We start from the raw sequence: 23825 nt of genomic DNA, 5'->3' as shown, positions 1-23825 counted from the left end.
GGACGTTGCCAGGCACACGAAGCACAACCTGATGAGGGTTGTGCTTTTTTGTGTTGTTCGGAAGGTTAGTTTGGCGGGAGACGGATTGTTTATAGAAGATTCGTGCCCGTGAGGCAGCAGTTTACTAAAAAAAGGTAACGTAGATGTGCTATTCGTGCCCTTGCGGTGGCGTTTTTGTTAAAAGGGGAACGAGAGCCGGGAAATCATGCCCTGCGGTCTCAGCTGATTCCCTTTGACTGGTCCCTTTGGGGCACGGAGGGAATCAGACCCTTCTTTTGATTCCCTCGCCCTAAGATTTTCAATGGTTAAGGGAACCAAAACCCTTTTTTGATTCCCACAATCTTAGATTTCCGATGATTAAGGGAACCAAAGCTCCTTTTTGATTCCCTCAACTCAAACCTTTTTCCAATCCAGGGAATCAAAGCCCTCCGCTGCCCATCCTCATGCCTCAACTAACCTTAACCCATCAAATACTCATAAACCAAAAACGGCCCTTTCGTCAATGTTATGGCTAAAAAGGTTTTTATGAAAGGATGGAGAGAATCAATATCTGTTTTTGATTCCCATCAACTTGTCTTTTCAAGCTTAGAGGGGATTAAAACTCCCCGTCCCTTAAATACCACTAACCACAAACACACAAAAAGAAAAAAAGTACGAAGTGTTTTACAATAAATCGCTACTAGACATACACCCAAACGCAATTATCAACATAGGATATACCGAGGGATGCCCTGGTGAAGATAATTCTAAAAATTGTATACAATTATTAAATGCTGGGAATAATAGGTGTATGGAGGTGGTGTGGTTGAGTTCATTAGCACATAGTCATTATCAGAAAACATGCGTTATATGTGAGAATCAAAAACCAAAAGGGATACATCTATATACTTCATTTATTTGTACAGAGTGTGAAGAAGACCTAATTAAAACTGAAACACATGATCCAAAATATAAATATTATCTAAAACAACTAAGAAAAATAACAACACCTGAAATTTTCTCGTAAAAGTCCACTAGGGCTTTATTTTTTTGTTAAAATAAATAAGACTCTTTGAAGGGATATAAACCAATGAATAAGCAAAATCGTGTTCCATTATATGAAGCACTATATAAACATAAAAGTACCAATCCGATTTCATTTCATGTTCCAGGCCATAAATCTGGAACTATTTTTCATCAGCAGGCAAAGGATATCTTTCAAGAGCTGCTCAGAATGGATGCCACTGAATTATCTGGATTAGATGATTTGCACTCTCCTGAAGATGTAATTAAGGAAGCTGAAGAGCTCTTAGCTGACTTATATCAGGTTAAAAAGAGCTTTTTCTTGGTAAATGGATCCACAGTAGGCAATTTAGCAATGATCCTCTCCGTCTGTGAGAAGAATGATGTAGTACTCGTCCAAAGAAACTGCCATAAGTCAGTCTTAAATGCTTTAAAACTAGCAAAAGCTCGACCTGTGTTTATTGAACCAGATTATAATCAGGATTGGAGAACGGCAACAGGTGTTTCAAAAGAAATCATCGAAAGAGCCCTTTCACTCTATCCAGAAGTAAAGGCAATAATATTAACCTATCCAAACTACTATGGAATGGGATATGATTTAAAAAGTGTTATACAGCTTGCCCATGTACATAACATACCTGTGTTGGTAGACGAGGCCCATGGCCCTCATTTTATTATTGGAGAGCCGTTTCCGCCATCCTCAATCACACTAGGAGCAGATATCGTTGTTCAATCAGCACATAAAACCCTTCCTGCAATGACAATGGGGTCGTATTTACATATTAATAGCAATCGGGTTAACAGCAGCAAAGTTAAAGATTACCTGCAAATGCTTCAGTCTAGCAGCCCATCATACGTTATTATGGCCTCCTTAGATCTAGCTAGAAATTATTTAGCGTCATACGGACGTAACGATAAGGAATACCTCAAAAGGGAAGTTGAAAGGTTTAAGACTGAACTGAGAAAAATTGAGTGCATTAAGGTTTTAGATTACCCTGACCCGCAGGGGGATATATTAAAGGTAACCATACAGTCCCGGTCTGAATTAAGCGGATTTGAACTTCAAAAGAAATTAGAAGAGATAGGAATTTTTACAGAGTTGGCAGATCCATATAATGTATTATTGATTCTGCCATTATTAAAGGAAAACCAAGACTATCCACTAGCAGAAACAAGCAATAAAATGAAAGAACTGCTAGTGGATGTACCAAGTATCATTTATGAGGAAGATTATCGCATGAACGTAGAAAAGATTTCTGAGTTAGCCATCCCTTTTGAGAAATTGACCTATGTTGAGAAAGGGGCTGTCCCCATTTTAGAAGCGGCAGGACAGATATGTGCGGAGACCATTATTCCATACCCGCCTGGTATCCCCCTCCTGCTCGTGGGAGAGCGTATCACACAAAATAAAGTAGAGCAGCTGATTCAGCTATTGAATACGGGGGCAAGATTCCAAGGAGGGTCGTGCCTAGATAAAAATCAAATCAACATCGTTAGAAAATGAAAAAATGATTGGAGCAGTTAATATGAGTTACTTCATTACCCTTGAAGGTGGAGAGGGATCCGGAAAATCGACCCTCATAGATTATATAAAAGAATTTCTTGAAAATAGAGGGAAAAGCGTGGTTCTAACTAGAGAGCCTGGTGGAATTGATATTGCTGAACAGATACGTTCCGTTATTTTAAATAAGAAGAATACAAAAATGGACGGCCGAACAGAGGCATTACTTTATGCATCAGCTAGAAGGCAGCATTTGGTCGAAAAGGTTATTCCTTCTCTAAATGAGGGAAATATTGTACTATGTGATCGATTCATAGATAGCAGCTTAGCCTATCAGGGCTACGCAAGAGGTTTAGGAATTGATGAGGTTTTTTCCGTAAATGAGTTCGCCATTGCCGGCTTTATGCCTGATTTAACCTTGTACTTAGATTTAGATCCACAAATAGGGCTGAAGCGAATCGCTAAAAATAAAGATAGAGAAGTAAACAGATTAGATTTAGAGGAAATTCAATTTCATCTTAACGTTCGAGAAGGTTATGAAGAAGTAGTGAAAAGATTCCCGGAAAGAATTGTAAGAGTAAATGCAAATCAAGAAGTTGAAAAGGTAATGGCAGATGCCAGCAGAATATTAGTCGATAGGCTGCACGTATAAAGATATGAAAAGCTGGCTTCAAGCAGGAAGCCAGCTTTTTCATTTAATTATTCTTTTCCATAAGGATCAATCGTTTGAATGGTCCCATTCTCGTTATATTTCAGTTCCGTGTATTTCACAGAACGTTTATGATTTACGCCGTCTGATAAAGAACAGTCATGGTAGAATAAATACCACTTATCATTGAACTCAACGATTGAATGATGAGTAGTCCAGCCGATTACAGGAGTAAGAATCGTACCTTTGAATGTAAAAGGACCTTGTGGATTATCACTAACAGCATAAACAATTTTATGCGTTGAACCAGTTGAGTAAGATAGATAATAAAGACCGTTGTATTTATGAACCCATGGACCTTCAAAATATCTGCGATCCTCATCACCTGCAAGAATCGGGTTGCCGTCTTCATCTACAATGGAAATTTCCTTCGGTTCGCTCTTAAATGTAAGCATATCGTCGCTTAATTCAGCTACTATTGGTCCTAAAGCAGGTTCTGTTGGTGCAGGACCTTCAGCACCCGGAATAAAGGTTCTAGTCTGCCACTTTTCCAGTTGTCCTCCCCAAAGACCGCCAAAATACATATAAGCCCTATCATCATTATCCACTAACACAGCAGGGTCAATGCTGAAGCTGCCCGGAATGTAATTTTCCTCTGGTGTAAAAGGTCCTGCAGGGTTTGGACTTGTTGCGACACCAATTCTGAAAATACCATCATGATCTCTTGCTGGGAAGAATAAATAATACGTATTGTTTTTGTAAGCAGCATCAGGTGCCCACATTTGTTTAGATGCCCATGGGACATCTTTTACGTGAAGCGCTTCCCCGTGGTCGATAACAGCAGAATCAACATCGTCCATCGATAAGACATGGTAATCTTCCATCTTATATTGGTCGCCATTATCGTTTGAAGGTTCATCATGATCAAGGTCATGTGAAGGATAGATATAAAGCTTTCCTTCAAAGACATGCGCGGAAGGGTCTGCAGTAAAAATATGTGTAACTAAAGGTTCATTTGGTTTTGAATTTTTCATTATCATATCTCTCCTATAGCTAGTTTAGATAATTACGGTTTCATTATAACTGAAGTTAATAACTTTGTATATTGAATAAACTAACATTTTTTAAGAACTTGTAAATAAAAAAACCCTGCCTCCTTAAAATGGGGCAGGGGTGTATGACCTATGATTTTACTTCTTCCTTGATAAATCTCTCCACAACAAAAGCAGATACACCTAGTGATGTTGAGTATTTCCCTAGTTTCGGGAAATCTAAGTGGACTTCTTTTTGGTGGTGTGTGAGTGTATGGTTTTCAATTGTTGTTCGGATTGGCTGTTCAATCCATTGTCTTGCCATCGATAATCGGTTACCCAGAATGACCTGGTCAGGATTAAAGGTATTAATAATGTTATTGATTCCATATCCAAGGAAGGTTCCAATTTCACTGAAACTTCTTAGTGCAGTTTCATCTCTATTTTTTGCTAATTCTATTAATGACTCAAGTGAATCTGAGTTAGCCAGCTCCAATAGGGCGTTTTCAGAAGCATATGCTTCCCAACATCCTCTGCTGCCACAGCTGCAGGGCTTTCCGTTGAGATCGATGATCATATGTCCCATTTCGCCTGAAAATCCATTTTTACCTTGATATAATTCTTTGTTTAAAATAATCCCGACACCGATACCAATGCCAGCACTAATATATAGGATGTTTTGGAAGTCTTGACCCGCACCGAATTGCTGCTCACCAAAAGCTCCAGCGTTTGCCTCGTTTTCAATAATGACAGGAACATGGAATAATTCCTCAAGGTCGTTTTTTAACTGGATATTGGTCCATCCTAAGTTTGGAGCAAGAAGGATAGAGCCTTCCTTGTTTACAATACCTGGTACACCTACTCCTATACCTACAATTCCATACCTGCTTGCAGGCATTTCATCAATAATGGATTGAATCATATTCTGAATAATACTCATGATCGAAGGATAAGGAGTTCGTTTTACAGATTGATTTTTTTCAATTAGAATATTACCTTTCAAATCTGTCAATACACTTAAAACATAGTTTACACCAATATCAATTCCCACAGAATATCCGGCAACTTTATTAAAATGGAGGATTACGGGGCGCCGTCCGCCGCTTGATTCCCCTGGTCCAGATTCAAAAATAAGCTCTTCTTCTAATAATTCATTAACTAAAGAAGAAACAGTTGCCTTATGCAAACCAGATACTTGCGCTATGTCTGCTCTTGAGATTGGCTCTTTATCCATAATTAATTGTAATACGAGTGCTTTATTATTTTTTTTTACTATTTGTTGGTTCCATGACATGGGTTCCATTAAAAAGACTCCTTATTGGGTAGTATCAATATTTTAACACAAACTTTGTTTGGTGAGTATACAAATTAAAAACTGGAACAGTACTATGGACCGTCGTTTATCCGATTAAATCAATTAGTATAGGGCCACTATACTTCATCCATTTAGGAGAGAATGACATAATTTGTTCTAATTTGGAAAATTAAGAAGAAGAAAAAAATTTTAAAAAAACTTAGTTTATTGAATAGACAAACAAAGATTAGTGATGCTATAATCTACTCAAGCAAAGGTTTTAGATTAAGATTAACGACCTTTTGTAAGCATTTACATCTTTAAGCTAAAAACCATTAATCTATTAGGAGGAATAACCACATGGCTTATTTCGAAACTGTAAATAAAATTCAATTTGAAGGTGCTTCATCAAAAAATCCATTTGCATTTAAATACTATAATCCGGAAGAAAAAATCAACGGAAAAACAATGGAAGAAGTCCTTCGTTTCTCGGTTGCTTACTGGCACACATTTAATGCTGATGGATCTGATCCATTCGGTGTTGGAACTGCAATCCGTCCTTGGGATCGTTTCACAGGTTTAGACTTAGCAAAAGCACGCGTTGAAGCTGCATTTGAACTTTTTGAAAAATTAAACGTTCCTTTCTTTGCCTTCCATGATGTGGATATCGCTCCAGAAGGAAGCACGTTAAAAGAATCGAACGAAAACCAAGATGTTATTGTTGGTATGATCAATGAATACATGAAAACTAGCAAGACTAAGTTGCTTTGGAACACTGCAAACATGTTCTCTAACCCACGTTATACTCACGGTGCTGCAACATCCCCAAATGCAGATGTATTTGCTTACTCTGCAGCAAAAGTGAAAAAAGCATTAGAAGTTGCAAAAGAACTAGGTGCAGAAAACTATGTATTCTGGGGCGGCCGTGAAGGTTACGAAACACTTCTAAATACGGATATGAAGCTTGAACAAGATAATTTAGCGCGCTTCTTCCATATGGCAGTAGACTATGCAAAAGAAATCGGCTTAAACGTTCCATTCTTAATCGAGCCAAAACCAAAAGAGCCAACAAAACACCAATATGACTTCGACGTTGCTACTGGTCTAGCATTCTTACAAAAGTATGATCTTACTGATTACTTCAAGTTCAACATCGAAGCTAACCATGCTACATTAGCTGGTCACACATTTGAGCATGAGTTAAGAACAGCTCGTATCAACGGAATGCTAGGATCTGTTGACGCTAACCAAGGTGATAGTTTACTTGGCTGGGATACAGATGAATTCCCAACCGATTTGTACACTAACACATTAGCAATGTACGAAATCTTAAAGAATGGCGGATTAGGCAAGGGAGGATTGAACTTCGACGCGAAAGTACGTCGTGGCTCATTTGAACCAGAGGATCTATTCCACGCACACATCGCTGGTATGGATGCTTTTGCCATCGGTTTAAAAGTTGCTAACAAGTTAATCGAGGACAAAGCTCTAGATAGCTTCATTGAAGAGCGCTACAGCAGCTTTACAAAAGGAATTGGCTTAGACATCGTTGAAGGAAAAACTAACTTCAAAGAGCTTGAAGCTTATGCCCTTGGTCTAACAGAAATCAAAAACACGTCCGGCAGAACAGAGCGACTTAAAGCTACAGTTAACCAATATCTATTAGAAACACTTTCAAGTGTCAGAGTTTAATCTATTAAATATAAAAAAAGTGCTGGCAGTCTATTACTCCAGCACTTTTTTTGAAAAGGCTATTTTTGTAAAGATGTTGTTAAAATCTTAAAGCCGATTTTAACGTGGAAATATCTATTTTGCGCTTTGGAATTTATTTTGCTGGCTCTTTTCTTAATTGAATTTATGTTTTCGGGGATTTTGCAAAATCATTAATTTTTGTTCTAAAAAGGAACAAAGTTTAAGAAAAGAGCCTTGAAAAGGATGGTAGGAATGAAATACGTAATTGGTGTTGACCTCGGCACAAGTGCAGTAAAAATTTTGCTTGTAAATCAGAATGGTGAAGTTTGTCATGAAATATCAAAATCATATCCACTTATTATTGAAAAATCTAGCTACAGTGAACAAAATCCGGAAGAATGGGTTGAAAAAACGACAGTTGGTTTAGCGGAACTCCTCAAGCAGTTTAATGGAGACGTAAACGATATCGAGGGCATCAGCTTCTCCGGTCAGATGCACGGTTTAGTTTTATTAGATGAAAACAACCAAGTATTAAGAAATGCTATTTTATGGAATGATACCAGAACTACGAAGCAATGTCAGGAAATCTATGATGTTATCGGAAGAGAGCGATTATTAGAAGTAACGAAAAATCCTGCTTTAGAGGGCTTTACTTTGCCAAAAATTCTTTGGGTAAAAGAAAACGAACCAGAAATTTTCGAACGTGCCAGGGTGTTTATGCTTCCAAAGGATTATTTGCGCTATCGTATAACAGGAAACATTCATATGGAGTACTCCGATGCTGCCGGAACACTACTGCTAAATGTAGCAAAGCGGGAATGGAGCCAAGAGGTGCTAAATGCCTTTGGACTATCTGTTGATTTTTGTCCGCCTTTAGTAGAATCAAGTGCTTTAGTGGGTACGGTAAGTGCTGAATATGCGAAAGAGTCGAGATTATCAGAAGCTGTTAAAGTGTTCGCAGGCGGTGCGGACAATGCTTGTGGTGCGATTGGTTCCGGGATACTGGCAGAAGGGAAAACGTTAGCGAGTATCGGTACCTCTGGTGTCGTCCTTTCTTATGAAGAAAGAAATGACCTTGATTTTGAAGGAAAGGTTCACTACTTTAACCATAGTGAGGAAAATGCTTACTATACCATGGGTGTTACCCTTGCGGCTGGCTATAGCTTAAGCTGGTTTAAAGAAACCTTTGCAAAAGGAGAAGCATTTGATCAGTTTTTAGCAGGAATAGAAGAAGTACCTGCAGGCAGCAATGGCTTATTATTTACACCATATATTGTCGGTGAAAGAACACCGTACGCAGATTCCAATATTCGCGGAAGCTTTATTGGCATGGACGCATCTCATGAGCGTAAACACTTTGCCCGTGCGGTTCTTGAAGGGATTACCTTCTCTTTAAATGAATCCATTGAGATTTTCAGAAGCAGCGGTAAGAAGATTGATAGTGTTATCTCTATCGGCGGGGGCGCGAAAAACGATACATGGCTGCAGATGCAAGCAGATATTTTTAATACAAAGATTGAGAAGCTTACAAGTGAGCAAGGCCCTGGAATGGGTGCGGCTATGTTAGCGGCATATGGCTGCGGTTGGTTCCCTTCTTTAAAGGAATGTGCACAGCATTTTATTCAGACTGCCAAAATCTATTATCCAATTAAAGAAAATGTCGAGGTATACGCAAAGCTATTTAACGTCTATCAACAAGTATACAGACAAACAAAGGTGCTGAATGACCAATTAACGGAGTATAGAAAGTAATCAGCGGTTTTGGCTCGTTTTAACCCCTTAGATGATATTCGAGCCTAAGGGGTTAATTATTTTTATAAACTAACCTAATCAAAAAATACGCAGAAGGAGATGTATGAATGACGACGCATACAAGCTTAGAGGTTCCTTCCTTAAAAAAGGTATACGAAAACTATTTTGACATTGGTGCTGCTGTTAACTTTCAAACAATCATGACACAACGTACGTTATTAGCTCAGCACTTTAATAGTATTACAGCTGAGAATGATATGAAGTTTGAAAACATACAGCCTTATGAAGGTCAATTTAACTTTAAAAAGGCTGATGAATTGGCGGAATTTGCACAGAGTAATGGAATGAAACTGCGCGGTCACACTCTCATTTGGCACAATCAGACTCCGGAATGGGTGTTTCAGGATGTTAATGGTGAGCAGGTTGATAGAGAAACCCTGTTACAGAGGATGAAGGACCATATTAACGCGGTAATGGGCAGATATAAAGGGACAATTCTCTGCTGGGATGTTGTGAATGAAGCAGTAACCGATGAGGGTTCACAATTGTATAGACCTACAAAATGGTTAGAAATTATCGGTGAGGATTATATCGAAAAAGCATTTGAATTTGCCCATGAGGCTGACCCGGAGGCCCTGCTTTTTTACAATGATTATAATGAGTCCAATCCACAAAAGCGTGAGAAAATCTATAAGCTTGTTAAATCGCTGATTGATAAGAGTGTTCCCATTCATGGTATAGGGCTCCAAGCTCATTGGAATTTAGTAAATCCAAGTCTAGAAGATATTCGTACAGCTATTGAACGTTATGCATCTCTTGGTCTAAAGCTGCACCTTACAGAATTAGATGTATCCGTTTTTAACCATGATGATAAGCGAACTGACCTTACGGAACCAGCTCCTGAAATGTTAGAAATGCAGGCTGAAAGATACCATCAAGTATTTCATATACTTAGAGACTATCGAGACTCTATCACTTCAATAACGTTTTGGGGAGCTGCTGATGATTATACCTGGTTAAACGATTTTCCTGTTAAAGGAAGAAAAAATTGGCCGTTTCTCTTTGACGAAAATCATCAACCTAAAGAATCTTTCTGGAAGGTTGTTCAATTTTAATACCAGGAGATTAGTAGAGAAGGATAAAAGTGTTTGCTGTAAATCATTGAAGACAACGTGAAGGGAGAATAACAGAATGTTACCATTGAATTCAAATTTAGAGGGAAAAGTAGCCGTTGTTACTGGCGGCGGTGGAGTTTTATGCGGCTGTATGGCCAGAGAACTAGGAAGGCAGGGTATGAAAGTAGCTGTTTTAAATCGTACCTATGAGAAGGCTGTAAAGGTAGTGAATGAAATAAAGGCAGCAGGCGGAGAGGCACTTGCCATTGAATGTGATGTATTGAGTGTTGAAAGTGTGAAACGAGCGAAGGAAATAGTCTCTGCTGAATATGGCAGCTGTGATTTGCTAATCAATGGCGCCGGCGGCAATCATCCAAATGGAATCACAACAAAGGAAATCTTTGAAAAAAATGATCTTACCCGTGATGATTTAACAACCTTTTTTGATATGACACCTGAGGGATTTGGGTTTGTCTTCAATTTGAACTTTATTGGAACACTTATTCCTACACAAATTTTTGCGAAAAACATGATTGAAAACCAAGGGACCATTATTAATATCTCATCCATGAGTGCCCCAAGTCCGATGACAAAGGTACCGGCCTATAGTGCGGCGAAATCAGCTATTGAGAATTTTACAAAATGGCTATCCGTTCATTTTGCTGAAGTTGGACTACGCATAAATGCTATTGCTCCTGGCTTCTTTTTAACAGAGCAAAACCGTGCGCTTTTGACAAACCCAGATGGAACAAATACTGAAAGAACCAACAAAATTCTAGCAGGTACTCCAATGAGAAGATTGGGGAAACCAGAAGATTTATTAGGTACCTTATTATGGCTTGCTGACAAAGAAGCCAGCGGATTTGTCACTGGAATAAGTGTCCCAGTGGATGGCGGGTTTATGGCGTATTCAGGAGTATAAATTCGTAAGAAATTTGGGAGGAGAGTATACATGGATGTTGTGACGATTGGAGAAACAATGGTCCTTTTCACGCCACAGTCTTCCCCGCTAATGAGGTATGCTGAAACATTTTCAAGAGGTTTCGGTGGTGCTGAAACCAATGTTGCAATAGGTTTAACAAGGTTAGGCCATCAGGCAGGCTGGATTAGTAAGGTAGGTAATGACGAATTTGGCAAAGCAATGCTTTCCTTTATCCGAGGAGAAGGAGTTGACATAAGTCAAGTTAAAGTGGATTCCACTGCACCTACAGGGATGTATTTTAAAGAGATTAGAAGCGGCAATCAAGTCCGTGTTCAATACTTTAGGAAGGGTTCAGCAGCAAGTCTTTTACAACCCTCGGATTTAGACGAAAAGTATATTGCCAATGCAAAATATTTACATGTGACCGGCATTACACCGGCATTAAGTGAATCATGCTATCGAACGATTATACGAGCAATTTCAATCGCTAAAGAAAATGGTGTAAAAGTTGTTTTTGATCCAAACTTACGAAGAAAACTGTGGTCAGAAGATAGAGCGAGAAAGGTTTTATTAGAAATTGCCTCCTTAGCGGATATCATTCTTCCTGGGAAAGATGAAGGCTTCTTTTTGTTTGGTGTCGAAGACCCTGAAACATTGGGAGAACGATTTTTAAACAATGGTTCGTCAGTGGTTGTCCTAAAACTAGGGGCAGAAGGTGCCTATTATTTCACTCAATCTGAGCGAAAAATAGTTCCAGGGTACCAGGTGGATAAAGTTGTCGATCCAGTTGGTGCAGGAGATGCTTTTGCAGCTGGATTTCTGTCTGGTTTACTGAATGGACTATCTATCGAAAAGGCCGTAGATAAAGCAAATGGGGTTGGGGCTATGGTTACCATGATTCCTGGTGATTTTGAAGGGTTGCCAGATGATGAGGAACTTGATGCGTTTATGCGGGTTTCCAATACAGAGGATGTAATTAGATAGGAAAGGAGATACCTATGAGTCTTTTACAAGAAATAATTGATAGTGGAGTTGTTGCAGTGATTCGAGGTGCAAAGCCGGATACGATTATCCCAATTGCTGAATCATTAATTGCAGGTGGCGTAAAAGCGATTGAAATTACAGCTGAAACACCAGGTGCCTTACAGCTAATTGAAAAGGTTTCTAATGTATTAGTTGATAAAGTGATTGCCGGTGCAGGAACTGTTCTCGACCCAGAGACGGCCAGAACGGCAATCATGCATGGTGCAAAATTCATTTTCTCACCAACTATAAATATTGAAACGATTAAAATGACAAAAAGATATGGTGTTATTAGTGTACCGGGAGCCATGACTCCAACCGAAATTTTATCAGGATATGAGAATGGGGCAGATATGATTAAGGTCTTTCCAGCAAATATCCTGGGTCCTAGTTACTTAAAGGATGTCCATGGGCCGCTTCCACAAATACCGCTAATGCCAACTGGCGGAATCAATATTGAAAATACTGCGAATTACATTAAGGCAGGTGCAGTTGCAGTTGGAGTTGGCAGCACTCTTGTGAATACAAAGGAAGAAATGACCGATGCCTATTTCAGTAATTTAACGGAAAAAGCAATTAGGTTTGTAGAGCAAGTTCAGCTTGCCAGAAAAGCTTAATATAAAAGTTCTACAAAAAAACTAAATTTTAAACAAAAAACTACAAATGTCAAGAAATATTTACATTAACAAATTTAATTATTGTAAGAATAATATTTTAGTTGAAACCGTTTGCAGTATCGTTTAAAATAAAAACATAGTTTATTGAATGAATAAACTATGTTTGGAGCAAAAAAATCATTTATAAAAATGAGTTGAGAAATACTTCTATTCGCCGATAGGAAGGTAATTAAAAGACAAATAAGGAGGCGATCCAAATGAAACCACTTGCCGAAGTTTCGGCCCATACCCCGCAAGAGATTAGTGTTAAGCAGGTAAAAAAGAAACAGTGGGTTCTAAAGTTAAAGTTGATTAGAAAAGATTGGCAGTTATATTCCCTGCTTCTTTTACCAATCATTTACCTGGTTATTTTTAAATACGTTCCGATGATTGGTAATATTATTGCTTTTAGAAGATTCATGCCCGGGGGAAGCATTTTTGGCGAACAATGGGTTGGTTTTCATTACTTTAAAATGTTTGTTCAGGATGCAGCGTTCTGGCATGTATTTAAAAATACCCTTATGTTGAGCAGTTTAACATTACTTTTTGTTTTCCCTGCTCCAATCATCATCGCATTATTATTGAATGAAATAAAATCTATTAAATTCAAAAAATTTGTTCAAACGACATCTTATTTACCGCACTTCCTATCAATGGTTATTATAAGCGGGATGATTTTACAGTTATCTGCTTCAAATGGCGCAATTAATGCACTAATTCAATTCTTTGGCGGAGAACCGATCCTTTTTATGCAAGACCCAGAATGGTTTAGGCCAATTTATATTGCTTCAGAGGTTTGGCAAACAATGGGGTGGGGAGCCATTCTATATCTAGCTGCTTTAACAAATATCGATGAATCGTTATACGAAGCGGCCAGGATGGATGGAGCCAACAGATGGAAACAAACCATCCATATTACGATACCGGGTATTCTTCCTACCATTATTGTATTGCTGATCCTAAATATCGGAAACTTGTTGGCAGTTGGATTTGAAAAGATCCTATTAATCTATAACCCATTAAACTATCAAACATCGGATGTTATTTCTACTTATCTTTTCCGGGTAGGTTTACAATCCAGCAACTTTAGTTATGCAACCGCAATTGGATTATTTGAAGCAATAATTGGATTGACTTTAGTCTATTCTGCCAATTATTTTTCAAAGAAATTCACTGATAATGGATTGTGGTAAGGGAGGATTGAATGATGAAAGAGTCCTTACAGTACAAATTATTTAAAGCAATCAATGTCGTTATATTATTGCTTGTAGTCTATATAACACTATTTCCCTTTTTGAATGTTGTTGCACAGTCATTCAGTGGTCAGGCGGAAATTAACGCAGGGAAAGTAAATTTAATACCAAAGGGATTTAATGTCGACACCTATAAAACGATTCTGCACGACAAGACCTTCTGGACCAGCTACAAAAATACAATTCTTTACACAGTTGTTGGAACAGCGATTTCCATGGTAATGACAACCATGTTTGCCTATGTATTATCGAAAAAGCGTCTAATAGGCCGTAAGTTTTTTACATCCTTTGCCGTTTTCACAATGTTTTTTCACGGAGGATTGATTCCAAACTATATCCTTATTAAATCACTTGGCTGGACAAATTCAATCTGGGCAATTGTAATCCCTGGTGCCATCAGTATTTTTAATATGTTGATTATGAAATCCTTTTTCGAGGCAATGCCAGAGGAGCTTGAAGAAGCTGCCTCGATAGACGGTTCCTCTACTTATGGAACATTCTTAAAAATCATCTTACCTCTATCAAAACCGATTTTGGCTACCATGTTTTTGTTCTATGCAGTAGGCAGCTGGAATTCTTGGTTTGGAGCATTCTTATATTTAGATAAGTCTGAGATGTACCCAGTTACTCTTTATTTAAGAAATCTTTTGGCGGGAGCGACCACAGGCCAATCAGCCGGTGCCACTTCTGCAGACGATTTAACCCAAATTGCTGCCAATATTAAGGCAGTTACGATGGTGTTGACTGTATTGCCAATTTTATGTGTCTATCCATTCGTTCAGAAATACTTTGTTTCAGGTATTATGCTAGGATCTGTTAAGCAATAACGTGGATGTAACTTATGAAAATAAGTTCATTATAAAACTTCTAAAATGAAAAATGGGGGAAAATTGCAATGGCAAAGATTTTTAAGAAGTTAGCCCTTTTAATTGCGATTGTTACTGTTATTAGCGGCGTATTGGCTGCCTGCAGCAGTAAGGAAAGCAATAGCTCAACTGAATCTTCTTCTTCTAAAGCAGAAGGATTGGCCATGGAAGATTATGCAGTTGGGAAAACATTTAAAGCAAAAGAACCAGTTACATTTTCAACAATGTATCAAGATGCTGCATGGTATGCTCATAAAGAAGATTGGCTGTTATGGAGCGAAATTACAAAGAGAACCAATGTTTCCTTTGAAAAGACAATTGTTCCAATGAGTGACTACAACCAAAAAAGAAGTTTATTGATCAGTTCTGGGGATGCTCCATTAATCATTCCTAAAACATATCCTGGTCAAGAAACTCCATTTGTCGCTTCTGGCGCAATCTTACCAATCAGTGATTATGTAGAACATATGCCTAACTTTTTAGATAAAGTTAAAAAATGGGATCTACAAGCTGAAATCGATAATTTAAGACAATCTGACGGAAAGTATTACTTGCTTCCTGGATTACATGAAGAAGTATGGCCAGATTACACGTTAGCTGTTAGAACAGATATTTTCGAAAAAAATAATATTGCGATTCCTAAAACATGGGATGAATTCGAAGCAGCCTTAAAGAAATTAAAGGAAATTTATCCTGATGTTACTCCGTTCTCTGACCGCTGGAGCACAACAGGAAACGGTGGTGCATTAGGAGCATTATTGAACTATGCAGCTCCGTCTTTCGGAACAGTTGGCGGATTTGGTACACAAAACTATATTACATTTGACCAAGATAAGAAAAAGTTTGTTTTAGCTGGTGCAACAAAAGAATACAAAGAAATGCTAACGTATTTCAATGGATTGATTGAACAAGGCTTAATGGACAAAGAAAGCTTATCACAAACCGATGAAACGGCTAAACAAAAGTTCGTATCTGGTAAATCATTTGTTATTAGTACAAACTCTCAAGAACTAGTAGTGATGCGCGATACAATGAAAAAAGAACTAGGGGAAGGTAACTTCTCTGTCGCAAAAATCGCTGTACCGGGTGGACCTGCGGGTCATCTTATGGCTGGTTCAAGATTGGAAAACGGTATTATGATCAATGCGCAAGCGAAAGACGATCCCAATTTCATTGCATTACTTCAATTTGTGGACTGGTTATGGTATAGCGATGAAGGACAAGAATTAGCTAAATGGGGCGTTGAGGGTACAACCTATACCAAAGAAAATGGTAAGCGGGTTCTTGCTAAAGATATTAACTTCTTAGGCTTAAATCCAGCTGGAACAAAAGATTTACGTGTTGATTTTGGAATGGGAACAGGTACATTTGCTTATGGTGGAACAACTGAGTTACTTCACTCCACAATGAGCGAAGAAGAAGTTAATTTCCAGGATGAAATGCACAAAACGAAAAAAGCAGCGCCAGTGAACCCTCCATACCCGATGGAAGCATTGGACCAAGAACAGGCAACACTTCTTGCCACTCCATTGGTGGATGTAATCAGACAAAATACTGCTGAGTTCATTTTAGGATCTCGCCCATTATCTGAATGGGATGCGTATGTTTCAGAATTAAATGCAAAAGGCATGGATAAGTATTTAGATTTAGTTAACAAAGCTTATAAAGATTATCAAAAGACAATGAAGAAATAGAACGAAATTTAGTGGAACTGCCTGCAATGATTAATCAAATTACAGTTGCAGGCAGTTTTTTCTTATCAAGTATATTATTAAAATTATGACTATTAACTTTAATTAAAGTAATGAATTTCTCCTTACATTACCTCAGGTTAAAATAAATGATTAAAGGGAGATTGTTATGAATCCAAAAAATGCGTTTGGAGAAGGAACTTTATTTGATGTAACAAATCATATCTATGCTCTTTTCATGACGAATGTTTATTTTGTACTAAGTAATATCATCTGTTTGTTTTTTTTCTTGGCATTAGAGCCAACCTTTTCAAATATCACGATTTATTTCCTGTCTCTTATACCGACAGGACCAGCGATTACTGCATTATTTTACTCAATTGGAAAATTGATTCGTGAAAAAGAACTGTCACCGTTACATGACTTTATCCACGGATATAAAATAAATTTTAAAGACACAATGAAATTTTGGCTGCCTTTGCTTTTAGTTTTGTATATCCTAATCGTTGATGTACACTATTTTAATTCAAATCTATCAATGATTAACAATGTTTTATCGGTAGTTTTCTTAATTGGGATTGTTTTGATTATGATCTTATCCGTAAATGCATTTTTAATTATTGCTGGCTACAAATTTCGACTAAAAGATATATGGAAGTTGTCAGTCTATTATAGTTTTAAAAAGGTAAAGATTACCTTTGGGAATATAAGCATTATCATTATCAGTTTGTTTTTGCTCTCCGTAACATCTAAATTTTTAATCTTATTTATTGCTAGTCTAATTTGCTATTCTTTTTTACTTAACAGTAAAGGATTACTTGAAGACGTTAAGCAAAATTTTGTTGATTCACAAAAAAATCCAAGTTAACCCTTGAGGTTAACTCTTTATGGTAAAATATGTTTGTTCAAACAACAAACTTAGTTTTGGAGAAAGAATATTTAGAATGGAGGAAGTTCGGATGAAGATGGGCTTTAGATGGTATGGCGAGGGAAATGACTCTGTCACCCTTAATCATATCAAACAAATTCCAGGGGTAGAAACGATTGTCTGGTCACTTCATGATGTGCCAGCTGGAGAAGAATGGCCGATGGAAAAAATCCTTGAAGTAAAGAAGCAAGCTGAACAATCCGGATTTACTATCGATGTGGTTGAAAGTGTAAATGTTCACGAAGATATTAAATTGGGTCTCCCTTCAAGAGATGTATATATAGAAAACTATAAAAGAACTATTAAAAAGCTTGGAAAAGCAGGCGTAAAGGTAATCTGTTACAATTTTATGCCTGTATTTGACTGGATCCGAACTGATTTATTTAAGGAACTTGAAGATGGTTCCACTGCCATGTTCTATGAAAAGGCTGAGGTTGATCAAATAGACCCCATTGTATTAGTGCAAAGGATTGCCGATAATCCCAACTATACAATGTCAGGCTGGGAACCAGAGCGTTTAGAAAATCTAACGAAACTATTTAATGCCTATAAAGACATAAAAGAAGAAGATTTAATGAACAATCTGCGCTATTTCTTAGAAGCCATTATTCCTGTATGTGAAGAGAACGCTATCAAAATGGCCATCCATCCTGACGATCCACCATGGCCGATTTTTGGATTGCCGCGTATTATTACGAGTCAAGAGAACATTAGACGTGTACTGCAGCTTGTTGATAGCCCCTCTAATGGGGTAACACTATGCAGTGGATCTTTAGGTGCAAATCCGAACAATGATATCGTCAATATGATTAGAGAATTTGCTGATCGGATTCCATTTGCCCATGTTCGTAATGTAAGAGTGTATGAGAATGGGGATTTTATCGAGACATCTCACCGTGCACAAGATGGAACAGTCGATATGGTCGGTATCATGAAAGCGTATCATGAAAGTGGTTTCAATGGATATATAAGACCCGATCATGGAAGACATATTTGGGATGAAAAATGCCGTCCAGGCTATGGCTTGTATGACCGTGCACTCGGTATCATGTATCTTTTAGGAATCTGGGACTCATTAGAGCAGTAACATGCTTACTCATATTTAGGAGGGAAAATAATGAAGAGCGCTGTTGAAAATATATCACAAAGTACAACTGATTTATTCAAGGCAGAACACAAAGAAAGTTATGCCGCCTGGCTTCAGTATAAAAATATAGATGATCAAGCATTAGTAAATGAATACAAACAATGGTGCGGCACCATTAGTACTTTAGAAGCTTCTGTAGTCATTGAGTCTGCTAAGAAAGAACTTACACTCGGCATTTCCTCCATGTTGGGAATTGAGCCTAATGGCAGTTCTGAACCATTGCAATCTGGAATTGTTATAGCAACAAAAGATACCTTTGGTGATTTAGCAGATGTGGACTTTGATCAACTAAATGATGATGGCTATGTAATAAAAGCAGTTACAGCTGGAGATAAAAAGCAAATTTTCCTCTTAGGAAAAAGTCATTCAGGTGCCCTATATGCAGCCTTTCACCTATTACGCTTAATGCAAAACAGGAAAAGCCTGCAACAGCTTGATATCCTTGAAAACTCTAAAAATCAATTACGTATGCTTAACCAATGGGATAATATGGATGGCAGCATCGAACGCGGTTATGCGGGGAATTCCATCTTCTATAAGGATAATCAATTCTTTGAAGAGCTTAATAGAATTGAAGATTATGCAAGACTGCTTTCCTCAGTTGGAATCAATGGAATTGCCATTAATAACGTAAATGTCCACAAGGTTGAGACTGATTTAATTACAAGCAGCTTACTCCCTAAAGTGGCAGAAGTTGCGTCCATTTTCAGGGCTTACGGAATAAAAACGTTTCTTAGTGTGAACTATGCAAGTACGATTCAAATTGGAAATTTATCTACTGCAGATCCATTGGACCCTGAGGTTAGACAATGGTGGAAAAATAAGGCTGAAGAGATTTACAGCTATATTCCTGACTTTGGCGGATTCCTAGTAAAAGCCGATTCAGAACACCGCCCTGGACCGTTTACATATGGAAGAAACCATGCGGACGGTGCAAATATGCTTGCAGAAGCGCTGCAGCCGTTTGATGGAATTGTCCTTTGGCGCTGCTTCGTTTATAACTGCTTACAGGATTGGCGTGACCGCTCTACAGATCGAGCAAGAGCTGCCTATGACCATTTTAAACCATTAGATGGCGAGTTCCATGAAAATGTTATTTTGCAGATTAAGAACGGTCCAATGGATTTCCAAGTACGAGAAGGTGTTTCACCGTTATTTGGTGCAATGGAAAATACCAATCAAATGCTCGAATTTCAAGTTACACAAGAATATACAGGGCAGCAAAGACATCTTTGTTATCTCGTTCCACAATGGAAAGAAGTCCTTGATTTTGATACGTATGCCAAGGGCAAAGGTTCTGAAGTTAAAAAGGTTGTAGACGGTTCCTTGTTTCAATATAAGTACAGCGGGATTACAGCGGTATCTAATATTGGAAATGATTATAATTGGACCGGACATACACTGGCACAGGCTAATCTTTACGGTTTTGGACGCTTAACATGGAACCCGGATCTTTCTGCTGAAATCATTACAGATGAGTGGATTGGGCAAACCTTTGGACAAGATGAACTGGTCAAAGAAGTGGTTAGCAAGATGCTGTTAAAATCTTGGAGTATTTATGAAAAATATACGTCACCACTTGGTGTAGGCTGGATGGTAAACCCGCATCATCATTACGGACCAAATGTGGATGGTTATGAATATGATGTTTGGGGAACATATCACTTTGCGGATTGGCAAGGAGTTGGGGTGGACCGGACTGTAAAAACGGGTACCGGCTACTCTTCACAGTATTTTAAAGAAAATGCTGACATGTATGAAGAACTTGAAACATGTCCAGATGAACTGCTGTTATTTTTCCACCATGTACCATACACACATAAGCTAAAATCAGGTATAACGGTGATCCAGCATATTTACAACACTCATTTTGAAGGGGTTGAAGAGGCTGAGGGATTGGTTGAATCTTGGTTACAGCTTAACGATAAGATTGATCAAGAGCGCTTCAATGATATTTTAAATAGATTACAAGGACAAGCAAACCATTCAAAAGAATGGCGGGATATTATTAATACCTATTTTTATAGGAAATCAGGAATTAAAGATGAGCAAAACAGAAAAATCTATTAAACCAATATAGATTGGTCAGTTACTCAATATTTTGATCAATAGGTGGACTTTTATGGGAATTATCCAATAATAAATTTTCTCCGCAATTAAATTTATTTACCATCACATGGCCAATCTTTATCGAGCTTTTTTTACAAATTATTATGGGCAGCACGGACACCGTCATGCTGTCCCATATTTCAGATGATGTGGTGGCAGCGATTTCAGTGAAAGTCGGAGTACTTTCCATGTGGGGAATTTGTGTCCCGCTTGCCTATTTTTTAGGTATTCATCAAGGGCTTGGACTTCCTGGTATTTGGATTGCATTCATTGTCGATCCAGTGGTTTAGAGGAATTACGATGTATTTTAGATGGAAGAGCCGGGTTTGGGAGAAGAAAGTGTTAGTTCATCATGAATCTTCTGTTTCTATTTAGTTAAATAAATGGAACATAGAAAAAGTAAGGAGGAGTCACTTTGTCACAGATCGTTAATCCAATATTGCCTGGATTTAACCCTGATCCTTCCATAATTAGGGTTGGGGATGATTTTTATATCGCAACATCCACCTTTGAGTGGTTTCCAGGGGTTCAAATTCATCATTCTAGAGATTTAAAGAATTGGAAGTTGATCGGACATCCTTTAACACGGAAGAGCCAGCTTGATATGATTGGGAACCCTGATTCAGGCGGAGTTTGGGCTCCGTGCTTAAGTTATCATGAGGGGACGTTTTATTTAATTTTTACAGATGTTAAAAGTCATATCGGCCCGTTTAAGGATACTCATAATTACCTTGTAAGTGCTCAGAATATCAACGGTCCTTGGTCCGAACCTATTCATTTAAACAGCAGCGGTTTTGATCCATCGCTTTTCCATGATGACGATGGCAGGAAATGGTTAATGAATATGGTATGGGACCATCGAAAAGGTAAAAATTCGTTTGGTGGTATCTTGCTTCAAGAGTATTCTCCTGAGGAGAAAAAATTAGTAGGCCCCATTCACAATATTTTCAGGGGTACTAAACTTGGATTAACGGAAGCGCCGCATATTTACAAACATGATGACTTCTATTATTTAATGACCGCTGAAGGCGGAACAAGATATGAACATGCTGTAACCGTTGCGCGGTCAAAGTCCCTTTTTGGTCCTTATGAGGTAGACCCGATTGGTCCTATTCTTACTTCATCTGGCAAACCCGAACTAGAGCTGCAAAAGGCAGGACATGCAAGTGTTGTCCATACACAGAACGATGAACTCTATTTAGTTCATTTAACGGGGCGCCCACTGAAACCTTCAGTGAATTGTAATCTTGGCAGAGAAACAGCTATTCAAAAGGCAGCTTGGACAGAAGATGGCTGGCTAAGACTTGCCGATGGCAAAACCAGTCCACACCTTGTGGCAGAGGGACCAGAATTGCCAGAATATCCTTTTAAACCAGAACCTGAAACAGAGCACTTTGAAAATGAGAATATAAGTATTCATTTTAATACCCTTCGCGAACCGCTTAGTGATGAGTGGGGGACGACAAAGGAGAGGCCAGGTTTCCTTAGACTAAGAGGAAGAGAGTCCTTTAGTTCCAACCACAGGCAAAGTCTAGTTGCACGCAGGCAGCAGGCCTTTTCAGTTACTGCGGAAACAGTGGTGGAATTTGAGCCTGAAACCTATCAGCACCTGGCTGGTCTAGTCTATTATTACAATACTAAAAATTTCTATTATCTTTGGATCAGCCATGATGAGGAACAAGGCAAATCTTTAGGAATCATGTCCAGTGACCGTGGTTTATACGATGAGCCATTAGAAACGCCTGTGTCGATCGAAGGCTGGGAGCGAGTCTATTTAAAGGCAGACCTCCACTATTCAAATCTGCAATTCTATTTCTCTAGTGATGGAGAAACTTGGACTGCAATCGGTCCGATTTTAGATGCCAGCAAAATATCAGATGATAATGTTGAAATGAAAGTTGGCGGCATTTTACTTGACCAAGGATTTACAGGTGCTTTTATTGGTGTATGTACACAGGATCTCAGCGGCCAGGGAAAACACGCAGATTTTGATTACTTTACGTATCGTGAACGTAAATAAAGGATAGGGGATCTAATAATGACAACGGGTTTAATGGATGCAGCGGTGATGAACAAGCCATTGGATATTGTAGTAAAGAAGATTAATATTCCAGATCCAAAGGCAAACGAGGCGCTGTTAAAAGTATATTGTATCGGCGTGTGCGGTTCTGATGTTCACTATTATGAGCATGGAAGGATTGGCCGCTATGTAGTGAAGGAACCAATTATTTTAGGACATGAATTAGCTGGAGAAGTTGTAAAGATTGGCTCTGAAGTTACCAATGTATGTGTTGGTGACAGGGTTGCAGTGGAACCTGGTGTAGCCTGCGGCCGGTGCGAATATTGTAAATCTGGGCGCTACAATCTATGCCCTGATGTCATTTTCATGGCAACGCCGCCAGTTGATGGTGCTTGGGCAGAATATGTAACAATTCGCAGTGATTTTCTTTTTAAACTGCCTGATAGCATGAGCTTTGAAGAAGGTGCTTTGCTGGAGCCGTTATCAGTAGGCTTTCATGCGATGAATCGCGGTAAAGTTACACCGGCTGACACCATTTTTGTAAGCGGACTTGGGCCAATTGGGCTTTTAGCCGTACAAGCAGCGAAAATGTTCGGTGTTTCTGAAATCTATGCGAGTGACGTAGTCCCTTACCGGAGACAGTTGGGTCTCGAAATGGGAGTAACGGAAGTCATTGACCCATTAAGTGAGAATGCCAAGGACAAAATTGCTGAACTAACCAGTGGGAAAGGTGTGACGGTTGTCATCGAATCTTCTGGTAATCAAAGGGCAATTGCCGACGCTGTTAAAGTGGTGAATCGCGGAGGAAGAATTGTGTTTGTTGGTATGCCGGCAGTTAATGAGATTCCGCTGGATGTGAACCAGATCATTGATGGGGAAATTGATGTATACGGAATTTTTCGATACGCCAACACATACCCGGCAGCCATTCAAGCACTTAGAGGCTCCGGAGTGGATATTGAAAAAGTCATTACTCACAAGTATGCCTTAAGTGACATTAAGGAAGCGGTTGAGGTGGCAAGAGCCCAAAAGGATACAAGCATCAAAATTATGATTTATCCAGACAAATCAAACTTTTGATTTGTCCAGATAAAGTAAATATCCAAAAATAAATCTAAGTAAAATTTATAAAGGCTGTTTTCATAATGATTGGTTGTTAAAATCTTAAAGCCGA

General features: G+C 38.5%; 20 protein-coding genes. 18 read left to right on the top strand and 2 right to left on the bottom strand.

Annotation, left to right across the window (positions count from 1 at the left end):
- Positions 1 to 790 precede the first annotated feature (790 nt).
- From V7108_RS19740 to tmk, 3 genes are all read left to right on the top strand, one after another.
- A complete protein-coding gene (locus V7108_RS19740) occupies positions 791 to 1006 on the top strand; it encodes a sigma factor G inhibitor Gin (protein ID WP_335510252.1) in 216 nt (71 codons plus the stop codon).
- A 63-nt stretch (positions 1007 to 1069) separates the two neighbouring features.
- A complete protein-coding gene (locus V7108_RS19735; protein ID WP_335569149.1) occupies positions 1070 to 2506 on the top strand; it encodes an aminotransferase class I/II-fold pyridoxal phosphate-dependent enzyme in 1437 nt (478 codons plus the stop codon).
- Between the two features lie 22 nt (positions 2507 to 2528).
- Positions 2529 to 3155, top strand: a complete 627-nt coding sequence (gene tmk / locus V7108_RS19730; protein WP_335569148.1) for a dTMP kinase — start codon at positions 2529 to 2531, stop codon at positions 3153 to 3155.
- Positions 3156 to 3202: 47 nt separating this feature from the next.
- Here the strand turns inward: tmk and V7108_RS19725 are convergent, their stop codons facing one another.
- Positions 3203 to 4192: a glycoside hydrolase family 43 protein gene (locus tag V7108_RS19725; protein ID WP_335569147.1), complete on the bottom strand. Its 990-nt coding sequence runs from the start codon at positions 4190 to 4192 to the stop codon at positions 3203 to 3205.
- A 142-nt stretch (positions 4193 to 4334) separates the two neighbouring features.
- The gene (locus tag V7108_RS19720; RefSeq protein WP_335569146.1) at positions 4335 to 5486 is read right to left on the bottom strand and encodes an ROK family protein; all 1152 of its coding nucleotides are present in this window, start codon (positions 5484 to 5486) and stop codon (positions 4335 to 4337) included.
- 351 nt (positions 5487 to 5837) lie between these two features.
- On the opposite strand from V7108_RS19720, the gene xylA reads away from it, so the two are divergent.
- The 15 genes from xylA (at position 5838) to V7108_RS19645 (ending at position 23731) form a co-directional block, all read left to right on the top strand.
- Positions 5838 to 7169: a xylose isomerase gene (xylA, locus tag V7108_RS19715; protein ID WP_335510275.1), complete on the top strand. Its 1332-nt coding sequence runs from the start codon at positions 5838 to 5840 to the stop codon at positions 7167 to 7169.
- A gap of 252 nt (positions 7170 to 7421) precedes the next feature.
- The gene (gene xylB, locus V7108_RS19710) at positions 7422 to 8921 is read left to right on the top strand and encodes a xylulokinase (RefSeq protein ID WP_335510278.1); all 1500 of its coding nucleotides are present in this window, start codon (positions 7422 to 7424) and stop codon (positions 8919 to 8921) included.
- Between the two features lie 107 nt (positions 8922 to 9028).
- The gene (locus V7108_RS19705; RefSeq protein WP_335569145.1) at positions 9029 to 10036 is read left to right on the top strand and encodes an endo-1,4-beta-xylanase; all 1008 of its coding nucleotides are present in this window, start codon (positions 9029 to 9031) and stop codon (positions 10034 to 10036) included.
- Positions 10037 to 10112: 76 nt separating this feature from the next.
- Positions 10113 to 10958 (top strand): SDR family oxidoreductase, encoded by an 846-nt coding sequence (locus V7108_RS19700; RefSeq protein WP_335569144.1) that lies wholly within the window; start codon positions 10113 to 10115, stop codon positions 10956 to 10958.
- A gap of 30 nt (positions 10959 to 10988) precedes the next feature.
- Positions 10989 to 11942, top strand: a complete 954-nt coding sequence (locus tag V7108_RS19695) for a sugar kinase (RefSeq protein ID WP_335569143.1) — start codon at positions 10989 to 10991, stop codon at positions 11940 to 11942.
- Positions 11943 to 11956: 14 nt separating this feature from the next.
- A complete protein-coding gene (locus tag V7108_RS19690) occupies positions 11957 to 12598 on the top strand; it encodes a bifunctional 4-hydroxy-2-oxoglutarate aldolase/2-dehydro-3-deoxy-phosphogluconate aldolase (RefSeq protein WP_335510286.1) in 642 nt (213 codons plus the stop codon).
- A gap of 257 nt (positions 12599 to 12855) precedes the next feature.
- Complete coding sequence (locus tag V7108_RS19685; protein ID WP_335510288.1) at positions 12856 to 13830, top strand: ABC transporter permease; 975 nt, start codon at positions 12856 to 12858, stop codon at positions 13828 to 13830.
- A 14-nt stretch (positions 13831 to 13844) separates the two neighbouring features.
- The gene (locus V7108_RS19680; protein WP_335510289.1) at positions 13845 to 14717 is read left to right on the top strand and encodes a carbohydrate ABC transporter permease; all 873 of its coding nucleotides are present in this window, start codon (positions 13845 to 13847) and stop codon (positions 14715 to 14717) included.
- Between the two features lie 68 nt (positions 14718 to 14785).
- Positions 14786 to 16450 carry an ABC transporter substrate-binding protein gene (locus V7108_RS19675; RefSeq protein WP_335569142.1) on the top strand — a complete coding sequence of 555 codons (1665 nt, stop codon included), beginning with the start codon at positions 14786 to 14788 and terminating at the stop codon, positions 16448 to 16450.
- Positions 16451 to 16616: 166 nt separating this feature from the next.
- The gene (locus V7108_RS19670) at positions 16617 to 17315 is read left to right on the top strand and encodes a DUF624 domain-containing protein (protein WP_335569141.1); all 699 of its coding nucleotides are present in this window, start codon (positions 16617 to 16619) and stop codon (positions 17313 to 17315) included.
- A 91-nt stretch (positions 17316 to 17406) separates the two neighbouring features.
- Positions 17407 to 18462, top strand: coding sequence for a mannonate dehydratase (gene uxuA, locus V7108_RS19665; protein WP_335510296.1), 1056 nt, complete (start codon positions 17407 to 17409; stop codon positions 18460 to 18462).
- Between the two features lie 30 nt (positions 18463 to 18492).
- Positions 18493 to 20592 carry an alpha-glucuronidase family glycosyl hydrolase gene (locus tag V7108_RS19660; protein ID WP_335569140.1) on the top strand — a complete coding sequence of 700 codons (2100 nt, stop codon included), beginning with the start codon at positions 18493 to 18495 and terminating at the stop codon, positions 20590 to 20592.
- A gap of 164 nt (positions 20593 to 20756) precedes the next feature.
- The gene (locus V7108_RS19655) at positions 20757 to 20921 is read left to right on the top strand and encodes a hypothetical protein (protein ID WP_335510300.1); all 165 of its coding nucleotides are present in this window, start codon (positions 20757 to 20759) and stop codon (positions 20919 to 20921) included.
- Between the two features lie 125 nt (positions 20922 to 21046).
- Complete coding sequence (locus V7108_RS19650) at positions 21047 to 22651, top strand: glycoside hydrolase family 43 protein (protein WP_335569139.1); 1605 nt, start codon at positions 21047 to 21049, stop codon at positions 22649 to 22651.
- A gap of 18 nt (positions 22652 to 22669) precedes the next feature.
- A complete protein-coding gene (locus tag V7108_RS19645; RefSeq protein ID WP_335569138.1) occupies positions 22670 to 23731 on the top strand; it encodes an NAD(P)-dependent alcohol dehydrogenase in 1062 nt (353 codons plus the stop codon).
- Positions 23732 to 23825: the final 94 nt, after the last annotated feature.

Origin of the sequence: Neobacillus vireti (assembly GCF_036962345.1) — a bacterium.
Classification (GTDB): domain Bacteria; phylum Bacillota; class Bacilli; order Bacillales; family Cytobacillaceae; genus Neobacillus; species Neobacillus vireti_A.
Note: the sequence above shows the minus strand (reverse complement) of the source record. Positions and strands in the feature narration are given on the sequence as shown.

Excerpts from the sequence above, each read along its gene's own strand:
- V7108_RS19740 (WP_335510252.1), top strand. The coding sequence starts at position 791 with ATGGAGGTGGTGTGGTTGAGTTCATTAGCACATAGTCATTATCAGAAA.
- V7108_RS19735 (WP_335569149.1), top strand. The coding sequence starts at position 1,070 with ATGAATAAGCAAAATCGTGTTCCATTATATGAAGCACTATATAAACAT.
- tmk (WP_335569148.1), top strand. The coding sequence starts at position 2,529 with ATGAGTTACTTCATTACCCTTGAAGGTGGAGAGGGATCCGGAAAATCG.
- V7108_RS19725 (WP_335569147.1), bottom strand. The coding sequence starts at position 4,192 with ATGATAATGAAAAATTCAAAACCAAATGAACCTTTAGTTACACATATT.
- V7108_RS19720 (WP_335569146.1), bottom strand. The coding sequence starts at position 5,486 with ATGGAACCCATGTCATGGAACCAACAAATAGTAAAAAAAAATAATAAA.
- xylA (WP_335510275.1), top strand. The coding sequence starts at position 5,838 with ATGGCTTATTTCGAAACTGTAAATAAAATTCAATTTGAAGGTGCTTCA.
- xylB (WP_335510278.1), top strand. The coding sequence starts at position 7,422 with ATGAAATACGTAATTGGTGTTGACCTCGGCACAAGTGCAGTAAAAATT.
- V7108_RS19705 (WP_335569145.1), top strand. The coding sequence starts at position 9,029 with ATGACGACGCATACAAGCTTAGAGGTTCCTTCCTTAAAAAAGGTATAC.
- V7108_RS19700 (WP_335569144.1), top strand. The coding sequence starts at position 10,113 with ATGTTACCATTGAATTCAAATTTAGAGGGAAAAGTAGCCGTTGTTACT.
- V7108_RS19695 (WP_335569143.1), top strand. The coding sequence starts at position 10,989 with ATGGATGTTGTGACGATTGGAGAAACAATGGTCCTTTTCACGCCACAG.
- V7108_RS19690 (WP_335510286.1), top strand. The coding sequence starts at position 11,957 with ATGAGTCTTTTACAAGAAATAATTGATAGTGGAGTTGTTGCAGTGATT.
- V7108_RS19685 (WP_335510288.1), top strand. The coding sequence starts at position 12,856 with ATGAAACCACTTGCCGAAGTTTCGGCCCATACCCCGCAAGAGATTAGT.
- V7108_RS19680 (WP_335510289.1), top strand. The coding sequence starts at position 13,845 with ATGAAAGAGTCCTTACAGTACAAATTATTTAAAGCAATCAATGTCGTT.
- V7108_RS19675 (WP_335569142.1), top strand. The coding sequence starts at position 14,786 with ATGGCAAAGATTTTTAAGAAGTTAGCCCTTTTAATTGCGATTGTTACT.
- V7108_RS19670 (WP_335569141.1), top strand. The coding sequence starts at position 16,617 with ATGAATCCAAAAAATGCGTTTGGAGAAGGAACTTTATTTGATGTAACA.
- uxuA (WP_335510296.1), top strand. The coding sequence starts at position 17,407 with ATGAAGATGGGCTTTAGATGGTATGGCGAGGGAAATGACTCTGTCACC.
- V7108_RS19660 (WP_335569140.1), top strand. The coding sequence starts at position 18,493 with ATGAAGAGCGCTGTTGAAAATATATCACAAAGTACAACTGATTTATTC.
- V7108_RS19655 (WP_335510300.1), top strand. The coding sequence starts at position 20,757 with ATGCTGTCCCATATTTCAGATGATGTGGTGGCAGCGATTTCAGTGAAA.
- V7108_RS19645 (WP_335569138.1), top strand. The coding sequence starts at position 22,670 with ATGACAACGGGTTTAATGGATGCAGCGGTGATGAACAAGCCATTGGAT.